The following is a 25,544-nucleotide window of genomic DNA, read 5'->3' as shown; positions in this document are numbered from 1 at the left end:
CATTGATGAAGAAGATTATGACGAGCCGCTTTGGTGAGATCGAGGCGGCAGAGGAGTCCATCATCTGTTTTGAGGCGGGGATCCCCGCCTTCGAGGAGGAACGGGAGTTCATCATCATCCCGTATGAGGAGGACAGCCCGTATGTCTTTCTGCAGTCGGTCAAGACACCGGGGCTCGCCTTCCTGATGACGATGCCGCTCACATTCTTCCCCGACTATGAGTTCACCATCGATGATGAGGTGGAGGCGGAGCTCGGTCTGACATCTCCGGAGGAGGTGCTAATCTATGCAATTCTCACCCTGTCGGGCAATGAGATCCGCGATCTGACAGCCAATCTTATGGCGCCGATCGTCATCAACGCGAAGACGCGCAAAGCGAAGCAGATTGTGCTTGACCGCAGCGCGTATACGACAAAGCATCGGCTGTTCCCCGCCGAAAAGGAGGAACGGTAATGCTCGTGCTCACACGGAAACCCAGACAGCAGATCATGATTGGCGATAATATTGTTGTCAACATCGTGGAAGTTCAGGGCGACAACGTGCGCATTGCGATCGATGCGCCGCGCAGCGTCAAGATCTACCGCGGTGAGATATATCGGGCAATTCAGGAGGAGAATCAAAAGGCTGCGGCAGCGCCCGCAAACGTTGATCTCAGTGCATTGCCCAAGATCTGAAACAATTGTCAAGGAAGAATTGAAGGGAGCGCCGAGTGCGTTTCCAATGACACACGGAGGGGTGCCTTATGACCGTAAAAAATGTTCAGGATGTTATGCTGACGGCAGTACCTGTCAGCGGAATGAGGGGGGCGGACGTGCCCGAGGCCGATCCGCCCGAAGCAGCTGTACGGGAGGCACAGGCTCCTCTTGCGAACACCGCTGCTGACGCCGCAAAGGCAAAGGCTGCGGATGCTGCGGAACAGAAACCGCAGCATGAACCGCTCACGGAGGAGCAGACCGCATACCTTACAGAGCAGCTCAACGAGATCATGCGCAATATCAACGTCAATCTGCAGTTCCAGTACCATAAAGAGGTCAACTTTATGTCCGTGCGGATGCTTGACAAGAAGACCGGTGAGGTCCTGCGCGAGATCCCGCCCGAGGCAATGGTGGAACATATGATTAAGGTGCACGATTGGATCGGTGCATTTTTGGACAAGACGGCATAAGGATGCAGAAGGAGAAATAATATGGCAGGAGCAAAAGGAATCTATGGACTTTCCGGTTCGGGGCTGGACGTTGAATCGTTGGTCAAGGTCGGAATGATCTCGCAGCAGAAGAAATATGACCGCATCTACAAAAAAGAAGTCGAAACCGAATGGCGTAAAGAAGCCTATGCGAACGTCTATGATAAGGTCAATACATTCCGTTCGCGCATGTCGGACTATCGACTGAGTGCTACGACGAAACCAATGACAGCGACGAGCTCGAACGCGGATGCTGTCTCGGCGACGGCGAATGCGAGTGCAGGTGTGATGACGCACTCCGTCGAGGTCATGCAGGCGGCGACGAACGCCTACTTCATGACGGCGGCGGGACAGCATATTGCGCGTACGAACACCGGCGCTTCGACAAGCGTCAAGCTCAAGGACGTAGCGTTCACGGGCGGCACGATGCCGCCGGGCATGTCACCCGGGGATACGGCGCTCAGCTTCAAGATCTCGAACGGAACGGGCTCGGCAGAGGTGAAGTTCACGGCAGATGAGGTCTTTAACAAGAACCTCACCCTCAACGATCTTGCAAACCGCATCAACAATGCGCGCTATACGGCGAGCGGTCAGAAATCGTCGCTCGACATCCGTGCGAGCTATGACTCCGTATCGGACGGCTTCTCCCTCTTCAACAACAAGACGGGCGACAGCAACAAGATCAACCTCACCGTGGATACAACCTCAACCTCTGCGAGCTATACGACGAATCTCCTGAACAATCTGAAGCTCGGCGTCGTGAGCGGCGGCACCATCGGCGCACCCATGACACTTACGACGAGCAGCCCCACAACCATCGCGATGGCGACTGCGGGCACGAATGCGAACGTTAAGATTGACGGACGGACGTACAACAACCTTCAGGAAAACAACCTGCAGGTGAACGGCGTTACCTATACATTCAAGAAGACGACGCCCGTTGGTACACCGGCTACCGTCAACGTTGCGCAGGATCAGGACAAGCTCGTTGAGAACGTCAAGAAATTTGTCGAGGAGTACAATGCACTGCTCGATGATCTCGTCAAGCAGTATGGGGATAAGGGGCACAAGGACTATGGCGTGCTCACGAAGTCGCAGGAAGACGGCATGACGAAGGAGCAGGTCGAGAAGTGGAATGCGAAGGCGAAGGAGGGCCTCCTCTATCGGGATACCCACCTGCGCTCCATCATCGGCGATCTGCGCGATGCGGTGATCAATCGCGTGCAGTCCGTGCCCGGACGCTACAGCACGCTCTCGTCCATCGGCATTACGGCGAAAGATCAGACGGGGCATCTGCGGCTCGATGAGACGAAGCTCAAGAACGCGATTGCGGCGGAGCCGGATGCTGTGAACCGCCTCATCTCCTTTGATGATGAGAACGATGACTACGGCAACAACGGCGTTGCTTCCCGCATCTACAACAAGCTGAACGGGCGTCTCAAGGAGATGGAGCGCCATTCCGGCGTTGCAGCGGACAAGACGGATCTCAGTGAACTTGGCAAGCTCATTCAGAACTACGAGAAGCAGATGAGCGACTTCAAGAAGCTCATGTCGTCCTTTGAGAGCAAGCTCTACGAGAAGTACAATGCAATGGAGGTCGCAATCTCCCGTCTCTCGACACAGTTCAATTTCTTTAACGCACAATGACGTAAGGGGGGGATTCCCATATGGTAAACAGTGCTGCGGAGGCATACAAGAAGCAGCAGGTGATGACGGCAACACCCGAGGCGCTGACACTAATGCTCTACAACGGCTGTCTCAAGTTCATCAAGGAGGGGGTTGAAGCGCTTGCGGAGAAGAACTACGAGGCGTCCAACATCTCCCTTCAAAAGGCGCAGAACATCATCTCCGAGTTCCGCATCACGCTCAATATGGACTATGAGATCTCCCATCAGTTGATGCCGCTCTATAACTATGCCTACGACCGTCTGGTCGAGGGCAACATGAAGAGCGACCCTGCGATCATCCAAGAGGCGTCGGACATCATGACGGAGCTGCGCGATGCGTGGGCGCAGGCGATGAAGACGGCGCGTGAGGAAAAGGGCGCCCGCGGGATGGAAGGGAGCGGCGTCTATGCCGGATGAAGCATACGAGACGGCGCATGCCCTCTGGGAGAAGTATCGTGTTCTCACGCACGAGCTGCTCAAATTCGTGGATGCGGACGAGATTGATACCTTTCTCGATCTCGTCGATCAGCGTGAGCAGATTGTGGGCATGCTGAAAGGACTTTCGTCGGATCCCTATCGGACGGGGGCCGAGTGGGCTGCCTATGACGCGGAACTCCGTCCGCTCGAAATGCAGATTCAGTACAAGGCGCGCGCGTGGCTCAATCGTTCACGGCGGCAGAACGCAGCTGTGCACAGCTACGATCTCACGGGGGCGAGCCCTTTGGGAGGCAACCTCAATCGGCGGTACTAATTTCTGTCTAAATTTTGCGGCTGTCACCCTTGACAAACAGATAAAAAAAAGTAAAATAGTTCCAGTTCCAAACTTAAGTATGTCTTCATCATGACGATATACTTTATGTAAGGTGATAATAAGCAAGCGGTGCGGCTGCCAAGGAGGGCTAGCTAGCAGCCATTCAGGATAGACGCGTCACTTGCCTATTATACAGCGGGCACGGATGTCCGCACATATATTCAGGGTTCCGGAACATCCGGAAAGACACCAGGGAGGAATTTACACATGGCAATGGTAGTAAAGAACAACATGTCGGCGGTCAACACGCTCAACATCCTGAACAGGAACCAGTCGGCACTCGCGAAGAGCCTTCAGAAGGTCTCCTCGGGCATGAAGATCAACAACGCCGGTGACGATGCGTCCGGCTATGCCATCTCCGAGCGTATGCGCGTCCAGATCCGTTCGCTCGATCAGGACAACCAGAACACGCAGAACGGCAACAGCATGATGCGTACCGCTGAGGGCGCTGTCTCCAGCACGGTCGAGATCCTCAAGACCCTCAAGGAGAAGGCGATCAACGCAGCGAACGACACGAACACGGATGAAGATCGCCGCACGATCCAGAAGGAGATCAACCAGATGGTTGATCAGATCGACGACAACGCGCTCGCCACGTACAACGGCAAGTACCTCGTCGACGGCTCGCGCAACAGCGTTGGCACGGCGACCTGCACGACCCTTTCGAACTCCGCGCTGAGCACGGAGACGAAATGGGCGTCTGCTCTGACAAGCATCCAGAACCGCATGGGCGAGAGCCTCAACATCCAGTCGACGGATAAGCTCACGGTTTCCTACGTTCGTCAGGGTCGTACCTACACGACGACGTTCGAGGTCGGCACGAACAAGCTGGTCGACATTCTCGATAAAGCTGCGTTCAACGGCTCGGAGTCTTTTGCGGGCAAGGATCTTCTTGATTCTGCTTCCACGCAGAATAAGGCCTACATCGGTAAGGACAAGGCTGGGAACAGCATCTTCACGGCGGATAACAAGACGGCGATTTCGATCGCGGCTGCCGGTTCGGGCACGACCTATCAGATCTCCTCGTTCACGCTTTCGGTCATGGACAACTCGGGCACGCTCCGCAAGACGGCGAACAATGCTCTCGATATGTTCAATGAGCGTATTCGTGCAGAGAACAAGTCCGACGACAACGCTCTCGTTCTTCAGACGGGCACGAAGGCAAATCAGGCGATCAAGGTCAGCATGACGGATATGCGTTCGCTCGCACTTGGTCTCAAGGGCACGGATGGTTCTGTCCTCAGCGTCCAGACGCAGGATCGTGCAAACGCTGCGATCAACACGATTGATTCGGCGCTCCAGAAGGCTCTTGATGAGCAGGCAAACATTGGCGCTGTTCAGACGCGTCTCGCCTACACGAGCTCGAACCTCTCGACGGCATCCGAGAACGTTCAGAACTCCGAGTCCACGATTCGCGATGCGGATATGGCGAAGGAGATGACGAACTACACGAAGAACAACGTGCTGCTCCAGGCTGCGCAGTCCATGCTCGCGCAGGCGAACCAGAACAGCTCCGCTGTCCTTTCGCTCCTCCAGTAATTCGCTTCGGCTGTTACATACGGATGACAGGAACCTCTCCCCTCGGGGAGGGGTTCTTTTTCTTTGCTAATTTTATCCATATCGCGTATAATATTCCTCGAATGGGAATGGAAGGATGTGCATGATGAGGATCTCTGCCTGTTATATTGTAAAGGATGAGGTAGCTGAGCTGCGACGTTCTCTTGCCTCTCTTCGAGATGCGGTCGACGAGATCGTTATTGTCTCAACGGCAGCGGACGTAGGTGTGGCAGAGCTTGCATCAAACTTTCATGCACAGCTCTGGGATTTTCCGTGGCAGAATGATTTCTCCGCCGCACGGAACTACGCTCTTGGCAAGGTTAGCGGGGAAATTGTTATCTTTTTGGATGCGGATGAATACTTCTTCCATCCGGAACACGTTCGAAATGCGCTTGATGATGTGATACGTGCAGCACCCGACTTTGACATAATAATGCTTCGCCGCTGCAATTTTATGACTGCCAATGTCGTTCAGAATGCTATGTATGACAATAGCCCTCGTATTCTTCGTATGCCCGGTCTTCACTACGAGGGCATGATTCATGAGCAGGCTGTTCGTGATGACGGAAAGGAGCGCGTGCTCGCCTATGGCGATGAACGCCTTGCTGTCGGACATACGGGGTATCTAAAGATACGCGGCGAGGCGAAGATTCGGCGCAATATTGCGATGCTGGCACAGGATGCCGCGCTTCACGGACGAACGGAGATGCATGCGCTTTATTTGATGGATTGCTTCTTCGGACTGAAGGACTATGAGAAGGTAATTGCCCTGTCCAAGGAGGTCTTGCAGGGAAATATCAGGGTTATTGGCTCTGAGAGCACGATCTATCATCAGGTGATCGAGTCCATGCGCGCCCTTCACTATCCAGACGAGGAAATGTTGGCGCTTGCTGATGAGGCTCTGGCGAAATTTCCGGAGCTGCCGGATTTCTACGCGCAGCGCGGGATGATCCTCTGCGGGCTTGTGCGTTACCGTGAAGCGGCGGAGAGCTTTGAGGAGGCTTTGCGCCGCTACGATCATGACTTTCTTTCCATACATAACTCCTCGTTCTTTAATGATGCTGTTGCGGCGCTTGTCTCAGAGCGACTCGCTCGGATCTATCGGGTGCTGGGGGTGCCCGCGGCGGCGCAGCTTTGGGAGGAGCGGCAGAGAGCTTATCTGGGGGGGGATACGGGAGCTGAGGTGAAAGAGAAAATGCAGATTACGGCGTGCTACATTGTGCGCGATGATGCCGTCCATCTGAAACAGTCCATTGAGAGTCTGTGCACTGCGGTGGATGAGATCATTGTCCTCGATACGGGGTCGCAGGATGACAGTGTGCGCACTGCGGAGGAATGCGGCGCCTCGGTATATCACGCGGCGTGGCAGGATGATTTTGCAGCGGCGCGCAATGCTGTGCTTGCCCACGCGAGTGGAGCGTGGATTGTCTTTATCGATGCGGATGAATACTTTTCTCCCGAGACGCGGGAGCATCTGCGGGCAGTGATTGAGGAAGCGGATCGCACGGAGGGTGAGGTGCTTCTCGTCCCGTGGCACAATATTGATGAAGCGACGGGAGAAACGCTGCTCGATTCCTATGCACCGCGCATCTTTCGGCGACGAGAGGGCCGGCACTACGTGGGGCGTATTCATGAGGAACTGCGGGAAGCGGATGGCTCGGCACCGCTTTCCCGCATCATTGCACCGGAACTTTTGACGCTTGTCCATACGGGCTACTCCGCCGTGCTTACCCGTGAAAAGGGGGAGCGCAATCTGCGTCTGCTCCTCGAAGAACTGGAACATACCGATACACCGGAGCGCTGCTGGCGCTATCTCGCCGAGACCTATGACAATCTGGGCAATGAACGCATGGCAGAACGCTATGCTCTTCTCGATATCGGGACGGGTCGGCGCAGTGTTCTGTATGCGAGCTGTTCTTATCGGATCCTCCTGCGTATCTATGGTGCGAATCCGGTGCTCAGGGACAAGCATCTTGCCGTTGCGGAGCAGGCAGTACGAGAATTTCCGGAACTGCCGGAGATGCACGCGGAGCTCGCGGAGGCGCTTGCTGCATTTCATCGGTATGAGGATGCGACTGCCGCGGCAGAGCAGGCGCTCCAAACAGGGCCGCCGACGGCGGGGACGGAGCAGTCGGTCTTTACGGCTGAGATGCGCGATGCACTGTGTCGCCGGATGAAGATATGGCAGCGTATTGCATCGCGTGCAGAGGAGATCCGCATTGCCGCATGTGTCTTTGTGCGCGATGATGCGCGCGACATGGAAACGTGGCTCGGCAATGCTGCGGTCTATGCCGATGAGCGGGTCGTTGCCGATACGGGATCGACGGACGGGACGCGAGCGCTTTCGGAGCGGGCAGGGGCGAAGGTCTTCGACTTCCCGTGGCGGGATGACTTCGCCGCCGCCCGCAATGCGGTGATTGCAGAGGCACATGCGGACTGGGTGACGGTTCTGGATGCGGATGAGTCTTTTGTTGATCCTGCGGAACTGCGGCCCTATCTTGCGATGATGGATGTTGTACTGCCCCATGTGGACGCGGTCCTGCTGCCGATCGTGCATGTGGATGAGGATGCGGGCAATCGTGAGATCGGGCGTGCGCCGCATGTCCGGCTTCTGCGTATGGGGCGCGGCCTTTTCTATGAGGGGCGGGTACATGAGGCACTGCGTAAGGAGGACGGAGAGCCGGTGCTCTATCACGAGCCGGTCGCTCTTGTCATTCGCCATGTGGGGTACTCCTCGGGACGCATCCGTGCGAAGCACGAGCGAAATCTTGCACTGATGGAGCGGCGCATCGGGGAGCACGGTCTTCAGATCGGCGATTGCCGCTACCTTGCCGATACCTATTACGGGCTTGGAAAGTATGCTGCTGCGCTGATCTATGTGCGTGCCGCTCTTGAGGAGAATGTGACCTCGTTCGGTGCGCAGAGCCATCTTCATCATCTTCTGTTGGATGTGATGGAGAAGGAGAATATTCCGCTGCCGGAACAAATTGCAGCCGCACACGCGGCATGCCGCGCGTTTTCGCAGCTGCCGGACTTTTATGGGCGCCTCGGGCTGCTCCTCGCCGCAGATGGTGATGCCGGCGCTTTGGATGCCCTGACAAAGGCGCTGATGCTCTATGAGCATCCGACAGATGCGGAGGGTGAGGCATCGGTGTTCCCTGCGTGGGCAGGGGCGGTTTCTGCTGCGCGTGCACGTATTTTAATGGAAATGGGACAAAGAGATGCGGCAGAGGAGGAGCTGACACGCGCATTCACATTCAATACTGCGCGGGAAGAGGCTCTGGATGTCTCTATGGAATTGCATGGTTCCGAGGATGTAGCGCAGATTCTCGCCGGAATGCGGGAGCTTCTTGGTGAGGGAGTGGAGACGCTTGCCTATCTCACGCGCTTTGCGGACAGCTATGGCTGGCTGGCACTCGGCGCGGCGGCACGCGCAGAACTCTCGCGTATGACGGGGCACGTTGTTCCTACGCCCGAAATCTATGAGCGCATACGCGTGCTTGCACCGAAGGAACTGGGCGAGCACGTGGTCGGCGCGTTGGTCGAATACGTGCGCGAGATGCCGGAGATCCTTCTGCGTCTGGAACGCGAACGCCGTGCGAAGAGCCTTCATCTCTATCATCGGCTGCGCAGTCTGCTGCCGGATGCGATGCTGGCATTCTGGCGGCACTACGATGAGCCGGATGCGGTCGCACTGCCGGAGGCGATGGACGGCTATGAGAGCGTGCGTGCGGCGTTTATCCATCATGCGGACGCGGAGCAGAGCGCACGCTTTCTGCGTGTTGCTGCGGGCTATGGAAGAGATGTCCTGCGTGCTGCGGCAGAGGATTTTGCAGATGCACAGCGATGGGAGGGGGCGTTCCTCGGGTGGAGCCTCCTCTCTGCCGTGGAGGGAGAGTCGCTGGACAGCTGTTACGGGATGGCGCTTGCCGCCCTCTATCTCGGTGCACGCACGGAGGCGCAGGAATGCCTAACTCGTGCATGCACTCTCGATCCATCGCACAGGAAGGCAATGGAACTATTGGAGCTGATCAAATGAAGATCTCGGCATGTGTGATCGCCAAGAATGAGGCGGAAAATTTGCCGCGCTGGCTTGCGTCGATGCGTGTCTTTGCCGATGAGATGATCGTGGTCGATACGGGATCGGCAGATGCGACGGTGGAGATCGCACGCACGGGCGGTGCGCGGGTGTATCATTTTGACTGGATCAATGATTTTGCCGCAGCAAAGAATTTTGCACTCGATCAGGCACAGGGCGACTGGGTGGTCTTTACGGATGCGGACGAGTACTTCACGGAGGAGAGTGCGTCGCGCGTACGTCCGCTGATTGAGGAATACGACAAAAAAGAGACGATGGACGGATTTATCGTGCACCTCGTCAACATCGACATGGATACGGGGGCGCTCCTCGGTACAACGGCCCAGGTGCAGCGGATCTTTCGCCGTGCGCCGCACATCCGCTTTGTGGGGAGTATTCACGAACATGTGGAGAACCTCAGCGGAGATCCCGGGCGCGAGATGATGATGGCGCCGGGGCTGACACTTTACCATACGGGCTACTCGCCGCGCATTATCAAAGAGAAGTCCAAACGGGATTTGGATCTGCTGCTCGCGCGGCGTGCGCGCGGCGTGTATAAGAAGCTCGACGAATACCATCTGATGGACTGCTACTATACGCTTGAGGATTATCCGAAGGCAGTGCATTATGCACGGTTGGCACGGGACAGCAAGGATCGTCCCGTCGGTTCGGAAAACCGTCCGCATGCGGTTCTTCTCCAGGGGCTCATCCTTATGGGGGCGCCGGATGCGGAGATCGAAGATGCGTATCAGGTAGCGCGCCAAGCATTTCCGGAACAGGCGGATTTCCCTCTGATCTATGGGATCTATGCGTGGGAAGCGGGATATTTCGCGCGAGCGCGCGAAGCGTACACGGAGGGTGTACGTCTGCATGAGGAGTATTATCGTGCGGGGGACTTCTCTGGCATTCTCGCTCCGCGTGCCTATGCATGCCTCGGCGCGGCTGCGGTACTCTCGGGAAATGTGGAGGGGGCAGTTGCGCTCTATGAGCGTGCCATAGAACTGCGCCCGCACGATGCATCTGCCCTCGTGGGATTCGTGCGCCTTCTCGGGGCGGTGGGCGCGGATGATGCGACGCTCATCGAAACCCTGAATCGGCTCTATGATGAAACGGCGGATGCGGCGTTTCTCTCTTCGATTCTCGCGGGAACGGACTTTCCTCTGGCAAGCCTCTACTATGACCGGCGTGCGGACATACACTTCTCGGAGCGTCGGCGCTTCCTCCTCGCGGGTGATGTAAGCTCTGCGGCGGCATCGCTGATCGAGGATATGGAGCGCGCGGCGGTGGTTGCAGCTGCGCGTGGGGCACGCTTTGCACCCACGCAGCAGGGGGCACTTGCGTTTTTGCTGCCGCATGTGTGCAGGGGGGAATCTGCGGCTCCCGAAGCACAGCGGGTGATACGCCGCATCGGACGGCTTGCGAGGGGGACGGAATGACGGGCGAGGCACTTGAGGCGCTGCGCGATCGGATCTTTGCGGCGCTCGCGCACGGGGATGAGAAGGCAGCACGCAAGGGGATCAAGCAGCTGCACAAACATGTACCCCTCGAAGCCGCGGGGCTCCTGACGGCACTTCATATCGAGGCGAAATGTGCGCAGGAAGCTCTTGCGGCATGGAGGGAATGCGCGGCACTTGCCCCCGACGATCCCTATACAATCTTTTTGCGTGCGCGCATTTATCTCCTCGAGGGGGAACGTGTCGCAGCACGCAAGGCATTGACGCCGCTTATTGACGCAAGCATGCCCCCTGCGATTGCGGAGAAGGTGTATAATCTCGCGGGACAGTGCGCCCGTTTCCTCGGCGATGCAGAGGATGCCGTGAAGTTCTATGAACGGGCGCGCGACGCTGCGCCCGATCTCGCCCTGCGTGCGCTGAACGCGAGCAATGTACTCTTTAACCGGCACTATCTGCCCGCGACGCTCGCGGAGGACAAGAGGGCGGCAGAGGAGTACGGCGCGCTCTGTGCGGATGTGCATCCGTTCGACCACACGGAGCACCGTGCGGGCAAGCGGCTGCGCATCGGCTATCTCTCGCCCGATGTCAGGGAGCACGTTGTGCTCTCCTTTTCGTATGCGCTGATGACAGCGCTCGATCGGTCGCGCTTTGAGGTGACGGTCTATGCGCTGAATGCAGAGGATGCGTACACGGAAAAGGTGCGGCAGTCGGTTGAGCATTTCCGCAATCTTGGACAACGCTCGGCGGAAGAAGCGGCGCATACGATCTATCGCGACGGCATTGACATTCTCGTCGAGCTTGCGGGACACACGGCGGGCATGACGCTGCCGATCCTTGCCTACCGTCCTGCGCCGGTGCAGATCTCAGGGATCGGCTATTTTGCTTCGACAGGGCTGCCTACGGTTGATTATTTCCTTGCCGATCCCGTGCTTGCGGAAGGGAATGCGGAGGCGGGCTTCGTGGAGGAGCTGCTTGTCCTGCCGCACTCACATTTCTGCTGGCAGCCGCTCCATGCGGCGCCCGTGCCCGCTCACGCTCCTGCGGCGGGGCGCGGCGTTGTCTTTGGCAGCTTCAACAACTTTACAAAGCTGAATGACCGCGTGCTCCGTACATGGGCAGAGATCCTGCGCCGCGTGCCGGAGAGCCGCCTCTTTTTGAAGACGGATGTCTTTTCGTATGCGGATGCACGTGCGGAGGTTCTGCACCGCATGGGAGAGGCGGGAATTCCGCTCGATCGCGTCGATACGGAAGGTTCCTCGAAAGATTATCTTGCTGCATACAATCGCGTGGATATTGCGCTCGACCCCTTTCCCTATCCGGGGGGCGGCACGACATGCGACGCCCTCTATATGGGCGTGCCTGTGGTCACGCTTGCAGGGGCATCTCTCGGTAGCCGCTTCGGTGCCTCCCTCTTGGAGAATGTTGGAGCGGGAGCGCTCGTCGCGCGGGCGGAGGAGGAATATATCGCGCTTGCGGTTTCCCTTGCCGGTGATGCCGACATACTGGATGCCCTGCACGCGGGATTGCGGCGGATGATGGAGAGCTCCCCCGTGATGGATGCGGTCGGTTATGGTGCGGCAGTGGGAGCAGCCTATGAGCAGCTTTGGTCGGCATATACTGCTTAAAGTCCAACTCCATTTATGACGATAGTATGAGTATGGACAGAAAGAGGAGAGAAGATGAAGAAAAAAAAGATAAAGCGTAGGGAAAGAAAACGCACGGAGAATGCAGAGCGAAAGATTCGTCTTGGCTATCTCTCCTCGGATTTTGGGATGGGGCGTACGCGGGATCTGCTGCCCGCGTTCTTCGCTGCCTATAATAAGCTGCGCTTTGAGATCTATGCCTATCATACGGGCATGGGCGGTGATACGGCGCTTTTTTCGAAGGAGGTCACGCTGCGGGAGCTCGGTGGTGCTGCGCCTGCAGAGGCGGCAGAGATCATTCGCAGGGATAAAATTGATCTGCTCGTGGATCTCTCGCTTCGAATGCCGGATGAAACTATCTGTGCCATTATGGAGATGCATCCCGCTGCGCATGTGATCTCCCTCGCAGACAACTGCCCACGGGAGCTTGCGGAAGTACTGCCCACGGTTGAGGGGGAGGTGCTTCTTCCTTATTGCTATACGCCGTTCGATCCTGCCCACAGATATACCTACCGCGCTCCGCTCCTCGATACGGGGGTGCCGGCGATCGGCGTGAGCGGATCGCTGTACGGGGACGGTGCGGCGGCGCTTCGGCAGATGCTTTCGGATCTTCTTGCGCGCATGCCTGCCGTTCGTCTGATTCTTCCCGCAAGTATTGCAGAGGGGCTTTCGGCGGAGGACTTCGCGCAGATTGCGGAACTGGGGACGGAGAAATCTGCGCTCGATCTGGTGGATGAGCTCCCCTATGATGAGATTGACATTTTGCTTGGGATCCATGTCGATCTCATGGATGTCTGCCATGCGGCGGAGCACGGTGTACCTCTTCTTGTATCGGAATCTCTTGTCGATGACCGCTATGCCGCGATGTTGATGGCTCGACTGGGACTGCCCACGGCAGCTCGTGTTGAGGATGTGGGCGCGCAGGCATGCGCGCTCTGCGCTGATCTTCCGCGCCTCTCACAGCTGCACGGGCTCCTGCATTGGCATCTTTTGGATGTATTCGATATAGGTGCGGTCATGTTTTCCGTGGAGAGGGCCTATGATCGCGTGCTTGTATGCGGCGCGGCGCAGGAACCGGAGGAGCTTGCCGTACGGCTTGCACATGCAGCCGGCGCACAGGATTGGGAGACGGTTTTCCATACGGCGCACATGCTGGACGGGCTTGAGCGGCTTGTGCCGGAGCAACGCATGAGCCTTGCGTGGGGATATTTCTTCAGGGATGATCTGGTGCTTGCCGGACGATGGGCGCTTGCGGCTGAGGGGGTGCCGTGGGAGCGCGAAGGCGCACGCCTCTATCTCTCTGTCATCAGTGATACACCGCCCGGAACGCACCTGGAGATCTATGAGCGGGCGCAGCATGGGCTTGCGCTGATTGACAGCGGTCTTCCTGTGGTGGAAGATATTCCTGAAAATTTGTTTAAGGTGTGTGCGGATCACGGGGTATTTGTCTGTGATTCTGCAACAGTATCTTCCTATGCAATGGCATATTCTCAGCGGACGACCGACCTCTTTATGCGGCGCTTCTACTATGGAGGCGGACTCTTCAGGCTCAATGCCGCAGATGTTCCGGCGCAGGAGGTCTATCAAAAGAGCCTTGGCTATGGGGCGCTCTTTGCGGATGTGCAGCCCTATTCCCATGCAGGGCGACGCAGGAAGGAAAAGCTGCGCATCGGCTACATCTCCGGGGACTTTCGTATGCATGTCATGCAGTACTTTATCTGGCCGTTCCTTGCCGGATTTGATCCCGACCGGTTCGAAGTCTACGCCTACAGTCTCGGCAAGGAGGATCAATATGCAAAATTCTTCCAAACACTTGTTACATGCTGGCGGGATCTCTCGGAGCATGCACGGGATATGGAGCACGTTGCGCGCGCGATCTATGCGGACGAGGTCGATATTCTCTTTGACCTTGCGGGGCATACGTCGAATTCCGGGCTTGCCGCCCTTGCATGGAAGCCTGCCCCCGTGCAGCTTTCGGGGCTTGGTTATATGGCGACAACGGGACTGCCCGCAGTAGACTATTTCGTAACCGATCACTACTGTGACCCGGAGGGAAGCGGCAGCGAAAGTGTCTATGTTGAAAAATTACTGCGTTTAACGAGTCAGTTCTGCTATAATGGCTATACGAGCCTGCCTGCATCCGAGGGAACACCGGCACGTGCGAAGGGCTATGTTCAGTTTGCTTCGTTCAATAAGTACGCAAAGCTGCAGGATGAGATGCTCCTGGCATGGCGCACGATACTGGAACGTGTCCCGAATGCACGCCTCCTACTAAAGAACAGTGCCTATGGGGGGCGGGGGATTGCTGTACTGGCGTATGATCGCCTGCAGCGGCTCGGATTTGATATGAGCCGCGTGCAGTTCGAGGGCGCGACATCGGACTATATGCTGCGGTATCTCGATGTGGACATTGCGCTCGATACCTTCCCGTGGCCGGGCGGCGGAACGAGCTGCGATGCGCTCTACATGGGTGTGCCCGTCGTCTCCTACTATACGGAGCGGCACAGCACGCGCTTTACTTACAGCCTCTTGGCGAATATCGGGCTTGCAGATCTTGCCTCTGAGCAGCTTTCGGACTACGTCGAGACGGCGGTGGCACTGGCGGGGAATCTCGATCTGCTCGATGCTCTGCATAGGGAACTGCGCCCTCGGATGAAGGCATCGCCGGTCATGGACCAGGAGCGTTATATTCGTGAGATGGAGGAATGGTATCGTGCGATCTGGGCGGACTGGGAAGCGCAGCAGGGATTCGTTTGAACGCAGTCTTGCCGGAATGCAGGAAGCATATGCAGATGGGCAAGGCATGATATGAACATTTGCATAGGTTACCGCATAATCCGATTGGTTTAATGATGGGCTCCACAGCTATGTCCGCGCCGTGGAAGCGGCATATGAGATGATATGGGAGCGATATCTCAATGAAGAAACGCAACAAGAGCCGTGCAGAGCGCACGCGCAGAAAGCGTGCACGTCGGGAAGAAAAGCGTAATGCGAAAGGGACGATGACGATGGCAGAGAAGAAAATTGCAACGATCGAACAGATTCGTAAGCATGTGGAGAAAAAGGAGTATGCAGAGGTCATCAATTCCTTTGCCGATATGATCGCGCAGGGAAATCCGCCGGAAGAGTGTTTCGGGGATGTTGCGCGTGCCTACTTCGAGCTCGGCGACTATACGCGTGCGGCAACTTGGGTGACGAATGTGCTCTCGCGCGATGCCGGCAATGTGGATGCACGCATTCTGCTTGCGCGCATCTGTCGGCGTGAGAAGCGTCCGGACGATGCGCTGAAGCTCTTTGAGAATATCCTTTCTGTGCACGGGCGTGCAGTTTCCTCTGCGCAGCGTACGGAGATCAGCCGCCTCGCAGGGCTCGATGCACGCCTCACGCCGGAGAGGACGCGTGCGGAGTATCCGCACCTTGCGGCGCTTTTGGGGCTCGGTGCAGCGCCCGTACAGCAGGCGCCTGCTGCAGCTGCCGTCACAGCGCCGCTTGCCGTCCCGCAGCCTGTCGCTCCGGCAGTACCTGTCGCAAGCACCGCAGATGCCGAGGAGCGGGCGGCGGAGATCCTTGCGCAGGCGATTCGCCCCGTGGAAAAAATGGAGGCGTTGAACGCCTTCGCGGGCGCGGCATATGTCGCAGATGACTATGCGGGGGCAAAGGTGCTGCTCACGGCAGCCCTGCATCTCGATCCGGGCTGTGATGCGACGCTCAGGAACATGGCACTCCTTCTGCACGAGATGGGCGAACGGGATAAGGCGATTCAGGTGGCCGCAAAGATGCGGATGGCAGACTTCACGCTGCTGCGTACGCTGAAATCATGAGTGCGCTCAGCATTATCCTCACAGCCACAGAGGAAGGGGCGTATCTGCGCGAGACGGCAGAGGCGGCACTCTCCTCTGTTGCGGCTCTGCGCATCGATACAGAGCTGATCATCACTTCATCGGCGGCGATGGAAAAGACCGTGCGAAAGGAGATGCACGGTCTGCCGTGCCGCGTGTGCCCATCTGCCACAACTGCGCCTGCAGCACTCTCGAATCACGGTGCCGCACTTGCCTCAGGCGAAGTGTTCCTCTTTCTGCAGGAGGGCGTTATCCTTACGGCAGAGGGCTTTCAGAAGCTCTTGGAGACCCTTTTGCTGCACGAAGAGATCGCTGCCGTCGGTCCGTTCTCCAATCACACACAATTTTTGTGGCAGTACCTGAAGGACGAGGAGATGAGGGCGTCCGGCGAGGATCCGACCGCATGGGTCAGCAGACATTTGACGAGCCCGTCGGAGAGCCTGTTCCTCGAGCACGTTGCCCTGCTTGTGCGGCGTTCTGCATTTCAGCAGGTACATGGGTTCGATGAGGCGTTCGCGGGCGGCGGCGCCGATCTTGATCTTTCGTTCCGTCTGAAATACGATGGGTTCCACCTCCTGCGCGCTCCCGTCTACTTTGTGCACAGGGGCGCGGGAAGCTGCGACCTCTACGATCTGACCCGATCGGAGGCGCGCCCCCTCCTGTTGCAGCGGTGGGGGATCGACATCGGCGTGCCCGAAACGATTCTGCAAGAGACACTGGGCGGTATCGTGTGGACAAAGAATATGCCGCTCATTCATGCAAGTGGGCGGTCGGCGTTCCTCAGGACATCGCTTGTCAGCATCATGATCCCGACGTATAACCGCCCGGAGTACTTCCGTGAGACGCTTGAAAGTGCGCGGTCACAGACGTATCCCAATATTGAGATCATTGTCTGTGACAACTCTACAGATGACCGCACCGAGGAGCTGATGCAGGCATATCAGGATGATATACGCGTGCGCTATGTCCGGAATAAAATGGCGAAAACCAAGGCAGAGAACTTTATGCCGTTCGAGCACCTGGCACAGGGGGAGTTCCTGCAGTGGTGCATGGACGATGATATCCTCCTGCCGGATAAAATAACGCGGATGGTCGATGCGTTCCTCTCAGAGCCGACGGTAACCCTTGTCACATCGGTGCGCGGTGTTATTGATGGGGATGGAATGTTTCTGGGACAGTGGGAGGACGCGCCGCCCATCCATGGGACCTATGGAGGCTTTCGTGGCTCGTTCGTCGGCTATATGACGCTTGCAAACTGTACCAACTTTTTGGGCGAGCCCTCCGCCGTCCTCTTTCGGCGGCGTGATCTGACGCATCATTACTGGCGTGCGGAGTCGCGTGGATGTCTGACCATATCGGACTGTGCCATGTGGCTCGAACTTCTCGAAAAGGGCGATGCCGTCGTCTTTGCGCGGCCGCTCAGCCTGTTCCGTGTGCATGACGATCAGGAGGGACAGAATCCGGAGTCCTTGGTTCGCAGCGTGATTGAATGGCGGCACCTCATTGAGGAATACTGGCGCCGTCGCGTGTTTTTGACGAAGGAAGAGGAGCATCGGGAGGCGCTGGATTCACTGCAGATATTTAACCAAAGGGTTGTCGGCACGCTCCCACTGGTATCCCCTGCGCTGCGTCAGGAATATGAAGCGGGGGTGCCAGATATCCATGTTGTGCTGATGAACCGCGTGGAGGAGTGCGCACCGATTCGACTGGACATTCCCTTTGCAAAACTTGTTTCACGCGGCTTCATCTCGTTAAGCGGGGCGACGCAGCGAGGAGATGAGGCGCTCGATCTGTATGGTCTTCGGGATCTTCATGATAGTTTTATCCTGTTTGAAAGAGCTTTTATCAACTGTGATTCACCCGTGAACCAAATCCTTGCAAAGTATGGAACACAGGGGAATGTATTGCTCCATGAGCTGGATGACCATCCGGTGATCTCAAAGCAGATGCTGGAGGATAACTACTTCTCCTTCCGTGCCGTCTCCGCCGTGCAGACTTCGACGCAGTACCTCGCGGACTTCCTGCGTGAATTCAATCCTTATGTCTATCTCTTTGAGAATCAGTTGGAAGCTCTGCCCGAGCGGCGTACGTATGACGTGCCAAAGGATCGCGTGACGATCTTCTTCGGCGCATTTAATCGTCGCCCGGACTGGGAGCCGCTGATGCCCGCGATCAATAATGCGATCCGACGGCATGGCGACCGCCTGTACTTCCGTGTCGTTTCGGATCATGGCTTCTATCAGGCGCTCCAAACGGAGGCAAAAGAGTTCACGGGCGGCACGCAGGACGGTGACATTGTCGTCCCGTACGAGATGTATACGGCGGCACTGCATGCCTCGGACATCGCGCTCCTGCCGCTGAATGATACGGATTTCAACCGTGCCAAGTCCGATCTGAAGTTCATCGAGTCGGCGGGACACGGCGCCGCGGTGCTCGCCTCGCCGACGGTCTATGCGGGGACGGTGCGTGACGGTGAGACGGGGCTGATCTTCCGCAGCCCGAAGGAGTTCGCGCAGAAGCTCGACCTCCTCATCCGCCGTGCCGACCTCAGGCGTACGCTCGCGGAGAAGGCTTACCGCTATGTGGCGGAGCACCGCCTGCTCGATCAGCACATCGACGACTATATCCATGCCTATCGCGAGATGTTCGAGCGGAGGGAGGAACTGGAACGCGCACGTCTCCAACGCGTTGCAAAGTTCTTTCCGCATCTTTGATATTCATTGTGACAAATGTCAAAGAATATAAATTCTTCTTTTTCACTCTGTTTCGTGTTATCCCATTGACAGTACTACACACGGCTCTTATAATAAGAATAAGCATACGTGCGAAACTGGAGAAAGGCTGGTTGCGGTACTTTCTCTATCAGTGAAAGGAGAGCCGATATGACGGGCAAAGTGAAATGGTTCAGCGCGGATAAGGGATATGGATTTATCTCCCGCGAGGATGGAGACGATGTGTTCGTACACTTTTCCTCGATCCAAGGCGAGGGTTACAAGACGCTCAGCGAGGGTCAGGAAGTGGAGTTCGACATTGTCGAGGGCGCGCGTGGTCCCCAGGCGGACAACGTCGTCAAAAAGGAATAAGCACAATGGTTTGAAAAGCCCGGCTTACACAGCGGGCTTTTTCATTTGCGCAAAAGAGCGGAATCGTGCAAGAGAAAAATCAGAATTTAAGGAAAGTGCTATTCTTTTTGCAGGTTTTTTTCCCCGCATGTCGAAATACATAGATAAAGGGGGGGCGATAGAATAGCGCTCCCGTGGATAGAAAGGGGCTGTGTTTCATGGCTGCATTCACGATTCGGGGAAAGAATGTCGAGGTTACACCGGCGCTGCGGGACTATGTGGAGAAGCGGGTCGGCAAGATCACGAAGTACTTCGAGAACGTCGGGGACATCTCGGTACTGCTCTCGGTGGAGGGGAAGCATCACAAGGTAGAGGTAACGGCTCCCATCGTGCGCGGCGTCTTGCTGCGTGGTGAGGAGCGTTCGGAGGATATGTACAGCTCCATCGATCTCGTCATCGAGAAGCTGGAGCGCCAGATTCGCAAGCAGAAGACAAAACTCGAGCGCCGTTTCCGTCACGGCGGGTTCAAGGCAGAGGCGGTCGAGACATTCGTCCAGCCGACACCGGAGGAGGACGATGTCTTCCCGGTCGTCAAGACGAAGCGCTTTGCCCTGCAGCCGATGGATGTGCAGGAGGCGATCATGCAGATGAATCTGCTGAATCACCGCTTCTTCGTCTTCCGCAACGCGGAAACGGAGGAGGTCAACGTGGTCTACAGCAGAAACGACGGAAAGTACGCCCTGATCGAGGTCGAAGAGGGCTGATTGTGAAAATGGGGGACGGCTGCGCGTTTGCGGTGCGCAGTCGTTCTCTTTTTTGTCCCGTTTCCGTTCATTTTGTGTTATGATAGTGGGCGGTAAAATTTCTCTATGGAACGGGGGCAATCAATGAGAAAAATCTATGTTATTCATCAATGGGTGAGCCTTATCTGCGCGCTCTTTCTCCTGCTGCTGACGCTGACGGGGCTGCCGCTGCTCTTTCGCAGTGAAATCAATGCGTGGAACACGGTGAATCTGCCGCAAAGTGGGGAGCCCATGCCGCTCCGTGCGATCTGGGAGGCGCTGCCTGCGGGGACGGCGGCGGTGATGCAGGCGTTTCCGGAGAAGGAGATCCTCGGTGTCACACCGGACGGGTCGGACGGGACGCTCTACTTCCTCGTCAAGGATCGCAGTGGAAAGGCGGCGCGATCCCATATGCGCATGGGCGGCGAGCAGATCATGTACGATGTGCGCACGGGCACGGTCTTCAACCGCAAAGACCGCGTCTACCGCTCCGAAGCCGTGCAACAGTTCATGCATACGATGCACGTTCTGCACGTCCGCATGGGGATGGATGAGGGCGGGCGCGACCTTCTCGCATTCATGTGCGGCCTTTCCGTCATCTCCATTGTGAGCGGTGTCTATCTCTATCTGCCGATGATGAAGAGCCTTGCGTTTGGCACGCGGCGGCGAAAGAGCAGTCGTCTGTTCTGGTCGGACTGGCACAAGATCACGTCCGTCTTTGCGGGCACATGGGCGGTCGTGATGTGTGTGAGCGGCATCTTCATCGTCCTTTACTCCATCGGAATACGGGACTATCACCGCACGGCGCACGCACTTGCGATGGAGCATTTTGCGGCGCAGGAACAGAGTGCGGGGACACTGTCTTCGACCGAGGCGCTAACGCGAATTCAGGAGAGCTTTCCTGCGAAGGATATTATTTCCCTGCGCCTTCCTACGGCAGCGGATGGCTATTATATCTTCCAGATCGCCGAGCCCGCCGTGCGTGCGACGGATTTTACGCTCGGCGAGCAGGCATACCTGCCTGCGGCGGGCGGGGAGCCGCTCTTTGTACCCGTGCCCGCGTGGCTGCAGACGGCGCCGTTCTTCCTGAATATCCACATTCACAACCATGAGATGCTTGCGGAGAAAATCTTCTGGGGGCTGCTCATCCTCATGACGGCGGCGATGATTGTCACGGGGATCGTGCTCTGGCTGACGCGCTGGAAGAGTCGCATCTCGGATGCCGTTGAGGCTGCCGCTCGGCGACGGACAAATGCAGCGTGGGAGGAGCCGATGCGGATTGCCGTACTGAGTTTGATCATATTCATCGCACCGATGTACGGCAGGATCGGAGAGTGGATAGCCCTTGCACTCAGCGCCTATCTCGTCTTTTACTTTGTACGCGCCGTGCGTAGGTGATGTGTTAGGGAAGCACTGATAAATTCAGCACCATCATCTTGGCGCATCTTTTTTGCCCGCTTTTCGTCGGCAAATCCTCCACAGAGCACCACTCTGCGTCCGGTTTGCCTCCTCAACCGGACGAAAAAATCTACGCCAATCTGACGGACTTCATTTTATCAGCGATTCCCTAGAAGTTCTTCGGCACATATTACGGAATGTTTCATGTGTCCACCCATGTTCCGCAACATTTATCATAGAGCCGTTTTTAGAAAAGGGGATGCCGTTGAAATTCACGGGACTTACATCGTCTGAGGCGGAAGCATCGCGCGTGCAATACGGCGCGAATACCATTCCGGAGCCTGCGTGGGTGACGTTTGGAGAGGCGTTCCTAGAGACGTTCCGCGATCCGATGATCCGCATCCTGCTCGTGATGGTCGCGCTTATGATCGCGATGTACTTCGCGGGGCATGCGGAGATCTACGAGCCGATCGGCACGATCGTGACCGTCATCATCGTCGCAACGGTGACGGCGCGGACGAATGTGGCGAGCGATACAGAGTACCGTGCTCTGCGTGCAAGCTCGGCAAAGGATACGGCAAAGGTCTGCCGCGACGGCGGGCTCCTCGTGCTGCCCGTGGACGACATCGTTGTGGGTGATCATGTGATCCTGCAGGGCGGGAACAAGATCCCGGCGGACGGAATGCTCATCGCGGGGGAACTCCGCGTCAACAATTCGGCACTCAACGGGGAGACGGAGGAGTGCCCGAAGGTTCCCGCAGACATCCTCTATCGCTTTCCCGAAGAGGTTACGGGCGACACCTTCGTCGATGATGCGACACTCTTTCGCGGGAGCGTCGTCTTTGACGGTGAGGGCGTGATGGAGGTGCGCCGCGTCGGCGTGCAGACAATGATGGGGAAGATGGCGGCGGAGATGCAGGCGCGTGAGCCGGACTCTCCCCTGCAGGTGAAGCTTGCGAAGCTCGCCGATCAGATCTCGGCGTTCGGCTACGTCTCAGGACTGGTCATCATCTCGCTCTATATGATGTTTTTCGTCCTGCGTGCGGGTGGGCTTGAGGCATATGTCATGCTGGGATGGAGTGCGATCCTTGTGGATGTGATTCAGGCGGTCTCGCTCGCGATCCTCATCATCGTCTGCGCCGTACCCGAGGGGCTGCCGCTCATGATCTCGCTCGTCCTCATGCAGAATACGAGTCGGATGCTCGCACGCGGCGTCCTCGTGCGGCGTGCGGTCGGCATCGAAACGGCGGGCTCGCTGAACATCCTCTTCAGCGACAAAACGGGTACGATCACGGGCGGACAGCTTGAGGTCGTGGAATTCTTTACGGCGGACGGCACGGTCATCGCGCCCGAGGAGCATGCCGTCCTCCATGAAAAGCTGAAGCTCGCGATCGGTATGAACTCCGCCGCCATGTATGATGAGAGCGGCAGTGTCGTTGGCGGCAATCCGACCGATCAGGCGGTCATGCGTTTTCTGGGCGTCGAAACGTACCGTGCGATGCAGGCAGATGAACGCTGCCGCGCAGGGCAGCGGCAGACCTTCAACTCGACGAACAAGTTCAGTCAGGCGGAGCTGCCTGCGCGCGGTACGGTCGTCTACAAGGGGGCGCCCGAGGCACTGCTTGCACGTGCGAAGTACGCGCTCCGAGCGGATGGGACACTCGTGCCGTTTGACGCGGCGGCACTGAACGAAAAAATAAACGCCTATGCGACGCGTGCAATGCGCGTGCTGGCGTTCGGGTATTCGGAGCAGCCCTTCCGAAAGAACGAGATCAACGCGGATGTGGTTCTCATCGGGCTTGCGGCTATTCGTGACGATGTGCGCCCCGAGGCGCGCGAGGCGATCACGGAGGTGCAGGCGGCGGGCGTGCAGGTCGTCATGGTGACGGGCGATCGGCGCGAGACCGCCGTTGCGATCGCGCGTGATGCGGGCCTCCTGCGCGAGGACAGCGATCTCGTGCTCACGAGCAGCGACCTCGCGCAGATGCGCGATGATGAGGTACAGCGCGTTTTGCCGCAGCTGCGCGTCATCGCGCGCGCACTGCCGACGGACAAGTCCCGTATCGTGCGACTCTCGCAGAAGATGAACCTCGTCGTCGGCATGACGGGGGACGGCGTGAATGACTCACCCGCACTGCGCCGTGCGGATGTCGGCTTTGCGATGGGCAGCGGCACGGAGGCGGCGCGTGACGCGGGGGATATCGTCATCCTCGATGATAACTTTCGCTCGATTAAGGACGCGATTCTCTACGGACGCACGATCTACAACAACATCCTGAAATTCTGCCGCTTTCAGCTTGTCATCAACATCGCGGCGGTCGTCGTGAGCGCCGTTGCGCCGTTCTTCGGCATCATCGAGCCGCTACGCGTCACGCATCTCCTCTTCATCAACCTCGTCATGGACAGCCTCGGCGCGATCATGCTCGGCAATGAACCTGCGCACGAGAGCTACATGCGCGAAAAGCCGCGCAGCCGCGATGCGAACCTTATCAGCCCGGCAATGAGCGTGCAGATCGTCTGCATGGGAGCGTGGCTTGTCCTGCTCAGTTTCTATTTTCTGACGAACGTGCATATTGCCGCCGTCTTTGACGGGAAAGCGGAGCACTATACGGCGTACTTCCTGCTTTTCGTCCTCGCCTCGCTGATGAACGGCTTCAACGTGCGCTCCACGGGCTTCGGCATCTTCCGTGCGCTTGGAGAGAATCCGGGCTTTCTCAAGGTATGGGTGATGATCGTCCTCATCATGGCGGCAATCATCAACGCGCCGTATATTCCGCACGATATCGGGCTGTGGATCGGCGGCATGTTCAGCACGACGCCCATTCACGCGGGCGGTTGGGTGCTTGTCTTCCTCCTTGCCGCGACCATGATTCCTGCGGACATGCTGAGAAAGGCTGCGTGGAAAGGGATTATGAGGGCGAGAGGGTGAATGACATGCTTGGTGTGGTTGAGGGAATCAACGACGTTATGCCGTGCATATGCATAGAGCAGTGTGATGCCCAAAAGCGAACCCTAGTGGAGCAAGTGAGTAAAGTGCGCGGTACGCCCCGTCGGATTTCTTTCGTTCAAGCGAAGCGCGTTTAAGAAGTCCGACGGTATTTAAGCGTACAAGCGCACGATCACTTGCGTAACTAAGCGTTCGCGTTGGGTTCACACTGCTCCGTTATAATATCGAATCCAATCACTCAAAATCCGGTACATACTGCGCCCCCACCGCCTCCGCACCCTGCACATAGACGCGCTTCATCCCAAGCTCACGTGCCGCATTCACCACGCTCTCGTATTCAAACGTTGTCAGGCGGCGGTGGAGCGGCGGGAACTCTGCGGCACGATAGAGCGGCGTATACTGCCGCATCAGACTGAGCTGGACGGAATCACCGAACGTCTCCCACAGCCGCCGCACGAGCGCAATGCTCTCGTGACGGTGCCCCGGCAGCACGAGATGTCGTACCAGCACGCCGCCGAGAAGCTGACCGTCGGGGGAAAAGCGAATCGCGCCAACCTGCGCGACCATTGCCCCGAGCGCCGCCCACGCCGCTGCCGCATAATCCGGTGCGGCGGAGTAGAGCCGCCCGCTTTCCTCCGTATCATACTTCAGATCGGGCAGGTAGATGTCCACCGCACCTGCAAGGCGCATGATGTTCTCCACCGTCTCATAGCCGCTCGTGTTCCAGACCACGGGGAGCGTCAGCCCCTGCGCGCGTGCACGTGTGAGCGCATCGAGAATCTGCGGTGTGTAGTGCGTCGGTGTCACAAGATCGAGCGTTGCAGCTCCCTCGCGCGCAAGCTCCAGAAATCGTGCGGCAAGTTCCTCCGTGCTCATCTCCGTGCCGCCGCCCTCGTGGCTGATCGCGTGATTTTGGCAGTAGACGCAGCGCAGCGTGCAGTGGGAGAAGAACACGGCGCCCGCGCCGTGCACGCCGACAAGGCACGGCTCCTCCCACTGATGGAGCATCGTGCGCGCTACGCGCACCGTATGTCCCGCACCACAGAAACCGCGCGCCCCCATCATGCGATTCACGCCGCAGCGACGCGGACAGAGCGTGCAGTGCGCGAGAAGATCTTCCATGC

At 57.6% G+C, this 25,544-nt stretch carries 18 protein-coding genes; 17 read left to right on the top strand and 1 reads right to left on the bottom strand.

Going from position 1 to position 25,544, the window contains the following annotated elements:
• Positions 1-5: 5 nt before the first annotated feature.
• The 17 genes from fliW (at position 6) to HMPREF9081_RS00690 (ending at position 24,402) form a co-directional block, all read left to right on the top strand.
• A complete protein-coding gene (gene fliW, locus HMPREF9081_RS00770) occupies positions 6-452 on the top strand; it encodes a flagellar assembly protein FliW (protein ID WP_006304967.1) in 447 nt (148 codons plus the stop codon).
• The gene (gene csrA, locus HMPREF9081_RS00765; protein ID WP_006304966.1) at positions 452-673 is read left to right on the top strand and encodes a carbon storage regulator CsrA; all 222 of its coding nucleotides are present in this window, start codon (positions 452-454) and stop codon (positions 671-673) included. The genes fliW and csrA overlap by 1 nt, the downstream gene beginning before the upstream one ends.
• A gap of 68 nt (positions 674-741) precedes the next feature.
• Positions 742-1,164 carry a flagellar protein FlaG gene (locus HMPREF9081_RS00760; RefSeq protein ID WP_006304965.1) on the top strand — a complete coding sequence of 141 codons (423 nt, stop codon included), beginning with the start codon at positions 742-744 and terminating at the stop codon, positions 1,162-1,164.
• A gap of 21 nt (positions 1,165-1,185) precedes the next feature.
• Positions 1,186-2,829: a flagellar filament capping protein FliD gene (fliD, locus tag HMPREF9081_RS00755; protein WP_006304964.1), complete on the top strand. Its 1,644-nt coding sequence runs from the start codon at positions 1,186-1,188 to the stop codon at positions 2,827-2,829.
• Between the two features lie 20 nt (positions 2,830-2,849).
• The gene (gene fliS / locus HMPREF9081_RS00750) at positions 2,850-3,266 is read left to right on the top strand and encodes a flagellar export chaperone FliS (protein WP_006304963.1); all 417 of its coding nucleotides are present in this window, start codon (positions 2,850-2,852) and stop codon (positions 3,264-3,266) included.
• Positions 3,256-3,600 carry a flagellar protein FliT gene (locus HMPREF9081_RS00745; RefSeq protein ID WP_006304962.1) on the top strand — a complete coding sequence of 115 codons (345 nt, stop codon included), beginning with the start codon at positions 3,256-3,258 and terminating at the stop codon, positions 3,598-3,600. Before fliS ends, HMPREF9081_RS00745 begins: the two co-directional genes overlap by 11 nt.
• Positions 3,601-3,867: 267 nt before the next feature.
• A complete protein-coding gene (locus HMPREF9081_RS00740; RefSeq protein ID WP_006304961.1) occupies positions 3,868-5,199 on the top strand; it encodes a flagellin N-terminal helical domain-containing protein in 1,332 nt (443 codons plus the stop codon).
• Positions 5,200-5,323: 124 nt separating this feature from the next.
• On the top strand, positions 5,324-9,256 hold the full coding sequence (locus HMPREF9081_RS00735) for a glycosyltransferase (protein ID WP_040395328.1): 3,933 nt from the start codon (positions 5,324-5,326) through the stop codon (positions 9,254-9,256).
• On the top strand, positions 9,253-10,731 hold the full coding sequence (locus HMPREF9081_RS00730; RefSeq protein ID WP_006304959.1) for a glycosyltransferase: 1,479 nt from the start codon (positions 9,253-9,255) through the stop codon (positions 10,729-10,731). The genes HMPREF9081_RS00735 and HMPREF9081_RS00730 overlap by 4 nt, the downstream gene beginning before the upstream one ends.
• Positions 10,728-12,374 (top strand): O-linked N-acetylglucosamine transferase, SPINDLY family protein, encoded by a 1,647-nt coding sequence (locus HMPREF9081_RS00725; RefSeq protein WP_006304958.1) that lies wholly within the window; start codon positions 10,728-10,730, stop codon positions 12,372-12,374. The genes HMPREF9081_RS00730 and HMPREF9081_RS00725 overlap by 4 nt, the downstream gene beginning before the upstream one ends.
• 54 nt (positions 12,375-12,428) lie before the next feature.
• Positions 12,429-15,149 carry an O-linked N-acetylglucosamine transferase family protein gene (locus HMPREF9081_RS00720; protein WP_006304957.1) on the top strand — a complete coding sequence of 907 codons (2,721 nt, stop codon included), beginning with the start codon at positions 12,429-12,431 and terminating at the stop codon, positions 15,147-15,149.
• Positions 15,150-15,310: 161 nt separating this feature from the next.
• Positions 15,311-16,213, top strand: coding sequence for a tetratricopeptide repeat protein (locus tag HMPREF9081_RS00715; protein ID WP_006304956.1), 903 nt, complete (start codon positions 15,311-15,313; stop codon positions 16,211-16,213).
• Positions 16,210-18,945 (top strand): glycosyltransferase, encoded by a 2,736-nt coding sequence (locus tag HMPREF9081_RS00710; RefSeq protein ID WP_006304955.1) that lies wholly within the window; start codon positions 16,210-16,212, stop codon positions 18,943-18,945. The genes HMPREF9081_RS00715 and HMPREF9081_RS00710 overlap by 4 nt, the downstream gene beginning before the upstream one ends.
• 168 nt (positions 18,946-19,113) lie before the next feature.
• Positions 19,114-19,314, top strand: a complete 201-nt coding sequence (locus tag HMPREF9081_RS00705) for a cold shock domain-containing protein (RefSeq protein WP_006304954.1) — start codon at positions 19,114-19,116, stop codon at positions 19,312-19,314.
• Between the two features lie 197 nt (positions 19,315-19,511).
• Complete coding sequence (gene hpf / locus HMPREF9081_RS00700) at positions 19,512-20,057, top strand: ribosome hibernation-promoting factor, HPF/YfiA family (RefSeq protein WP_006304953.1); 546 nt, start codon at positions 19,512-19,514, stop codon at positions 20,055-20,057.
• 123 nt (positions 20,058-20,180) lie between these two features.
• A complete protein-coding gene (locus tag HMPREF9081_RS00695) occupies positions 20,181-21,473 on the top strand; it encodes a PepSY-associated TM helix domain-containing protein (protein ID WP_040394159.1) in 1,293 nt (430 codons plus the stop codon).
• Between the two features lie 265 nt (positions 21,474-21,738).
• Positions 21,739-24,402 carry a calcium-translocating P-type ATPase, PMCA-type gene (locus tag HMPREF9081_RS00690; protein WP_040394158.1) on the top strand — a complete coding sequence of 888 codons (2,664 nt, stop codon included), beginning with the start codon at positions 21,739-21,741 and terminating at the stop codon, positions 24,400-24,402.
• Positions 24,403-24,654: 252 nt separating this feature from the next.
• On the opposite strand, the gene HMPREF9081_RS00685 is transcribed toward HMPREF9081_RS00690, so the two are convergent.
• Positions 24,655-25,542 (bottom strand): radical SAM protein, encoded by an 888-nt coding sequence (locus HMPREF9081_RS00685; RefSeq protein ID WP_006304949.1) that lies wholly within the window; start codon positions 25,540-25,542, stop codon positions 24,655-24,657.
• Positions 25,543-25,544 lie beyond the last annotated feature (2 nt).

It is taken from the genome of Centipeda periodontii DSM 2778, assembly GCF_000213975.1.
In the GTDB taxonomy this organism is placed as follows: domain Bacteria; phylum Bacillota; class Negativicutes; order Selenomonadales; family Selenomonadaceae; genus Centipeda; species Centipeda periodontii.
This window is presented reverse-complemented; position numbering and strand designations above follow the sequence as displayed.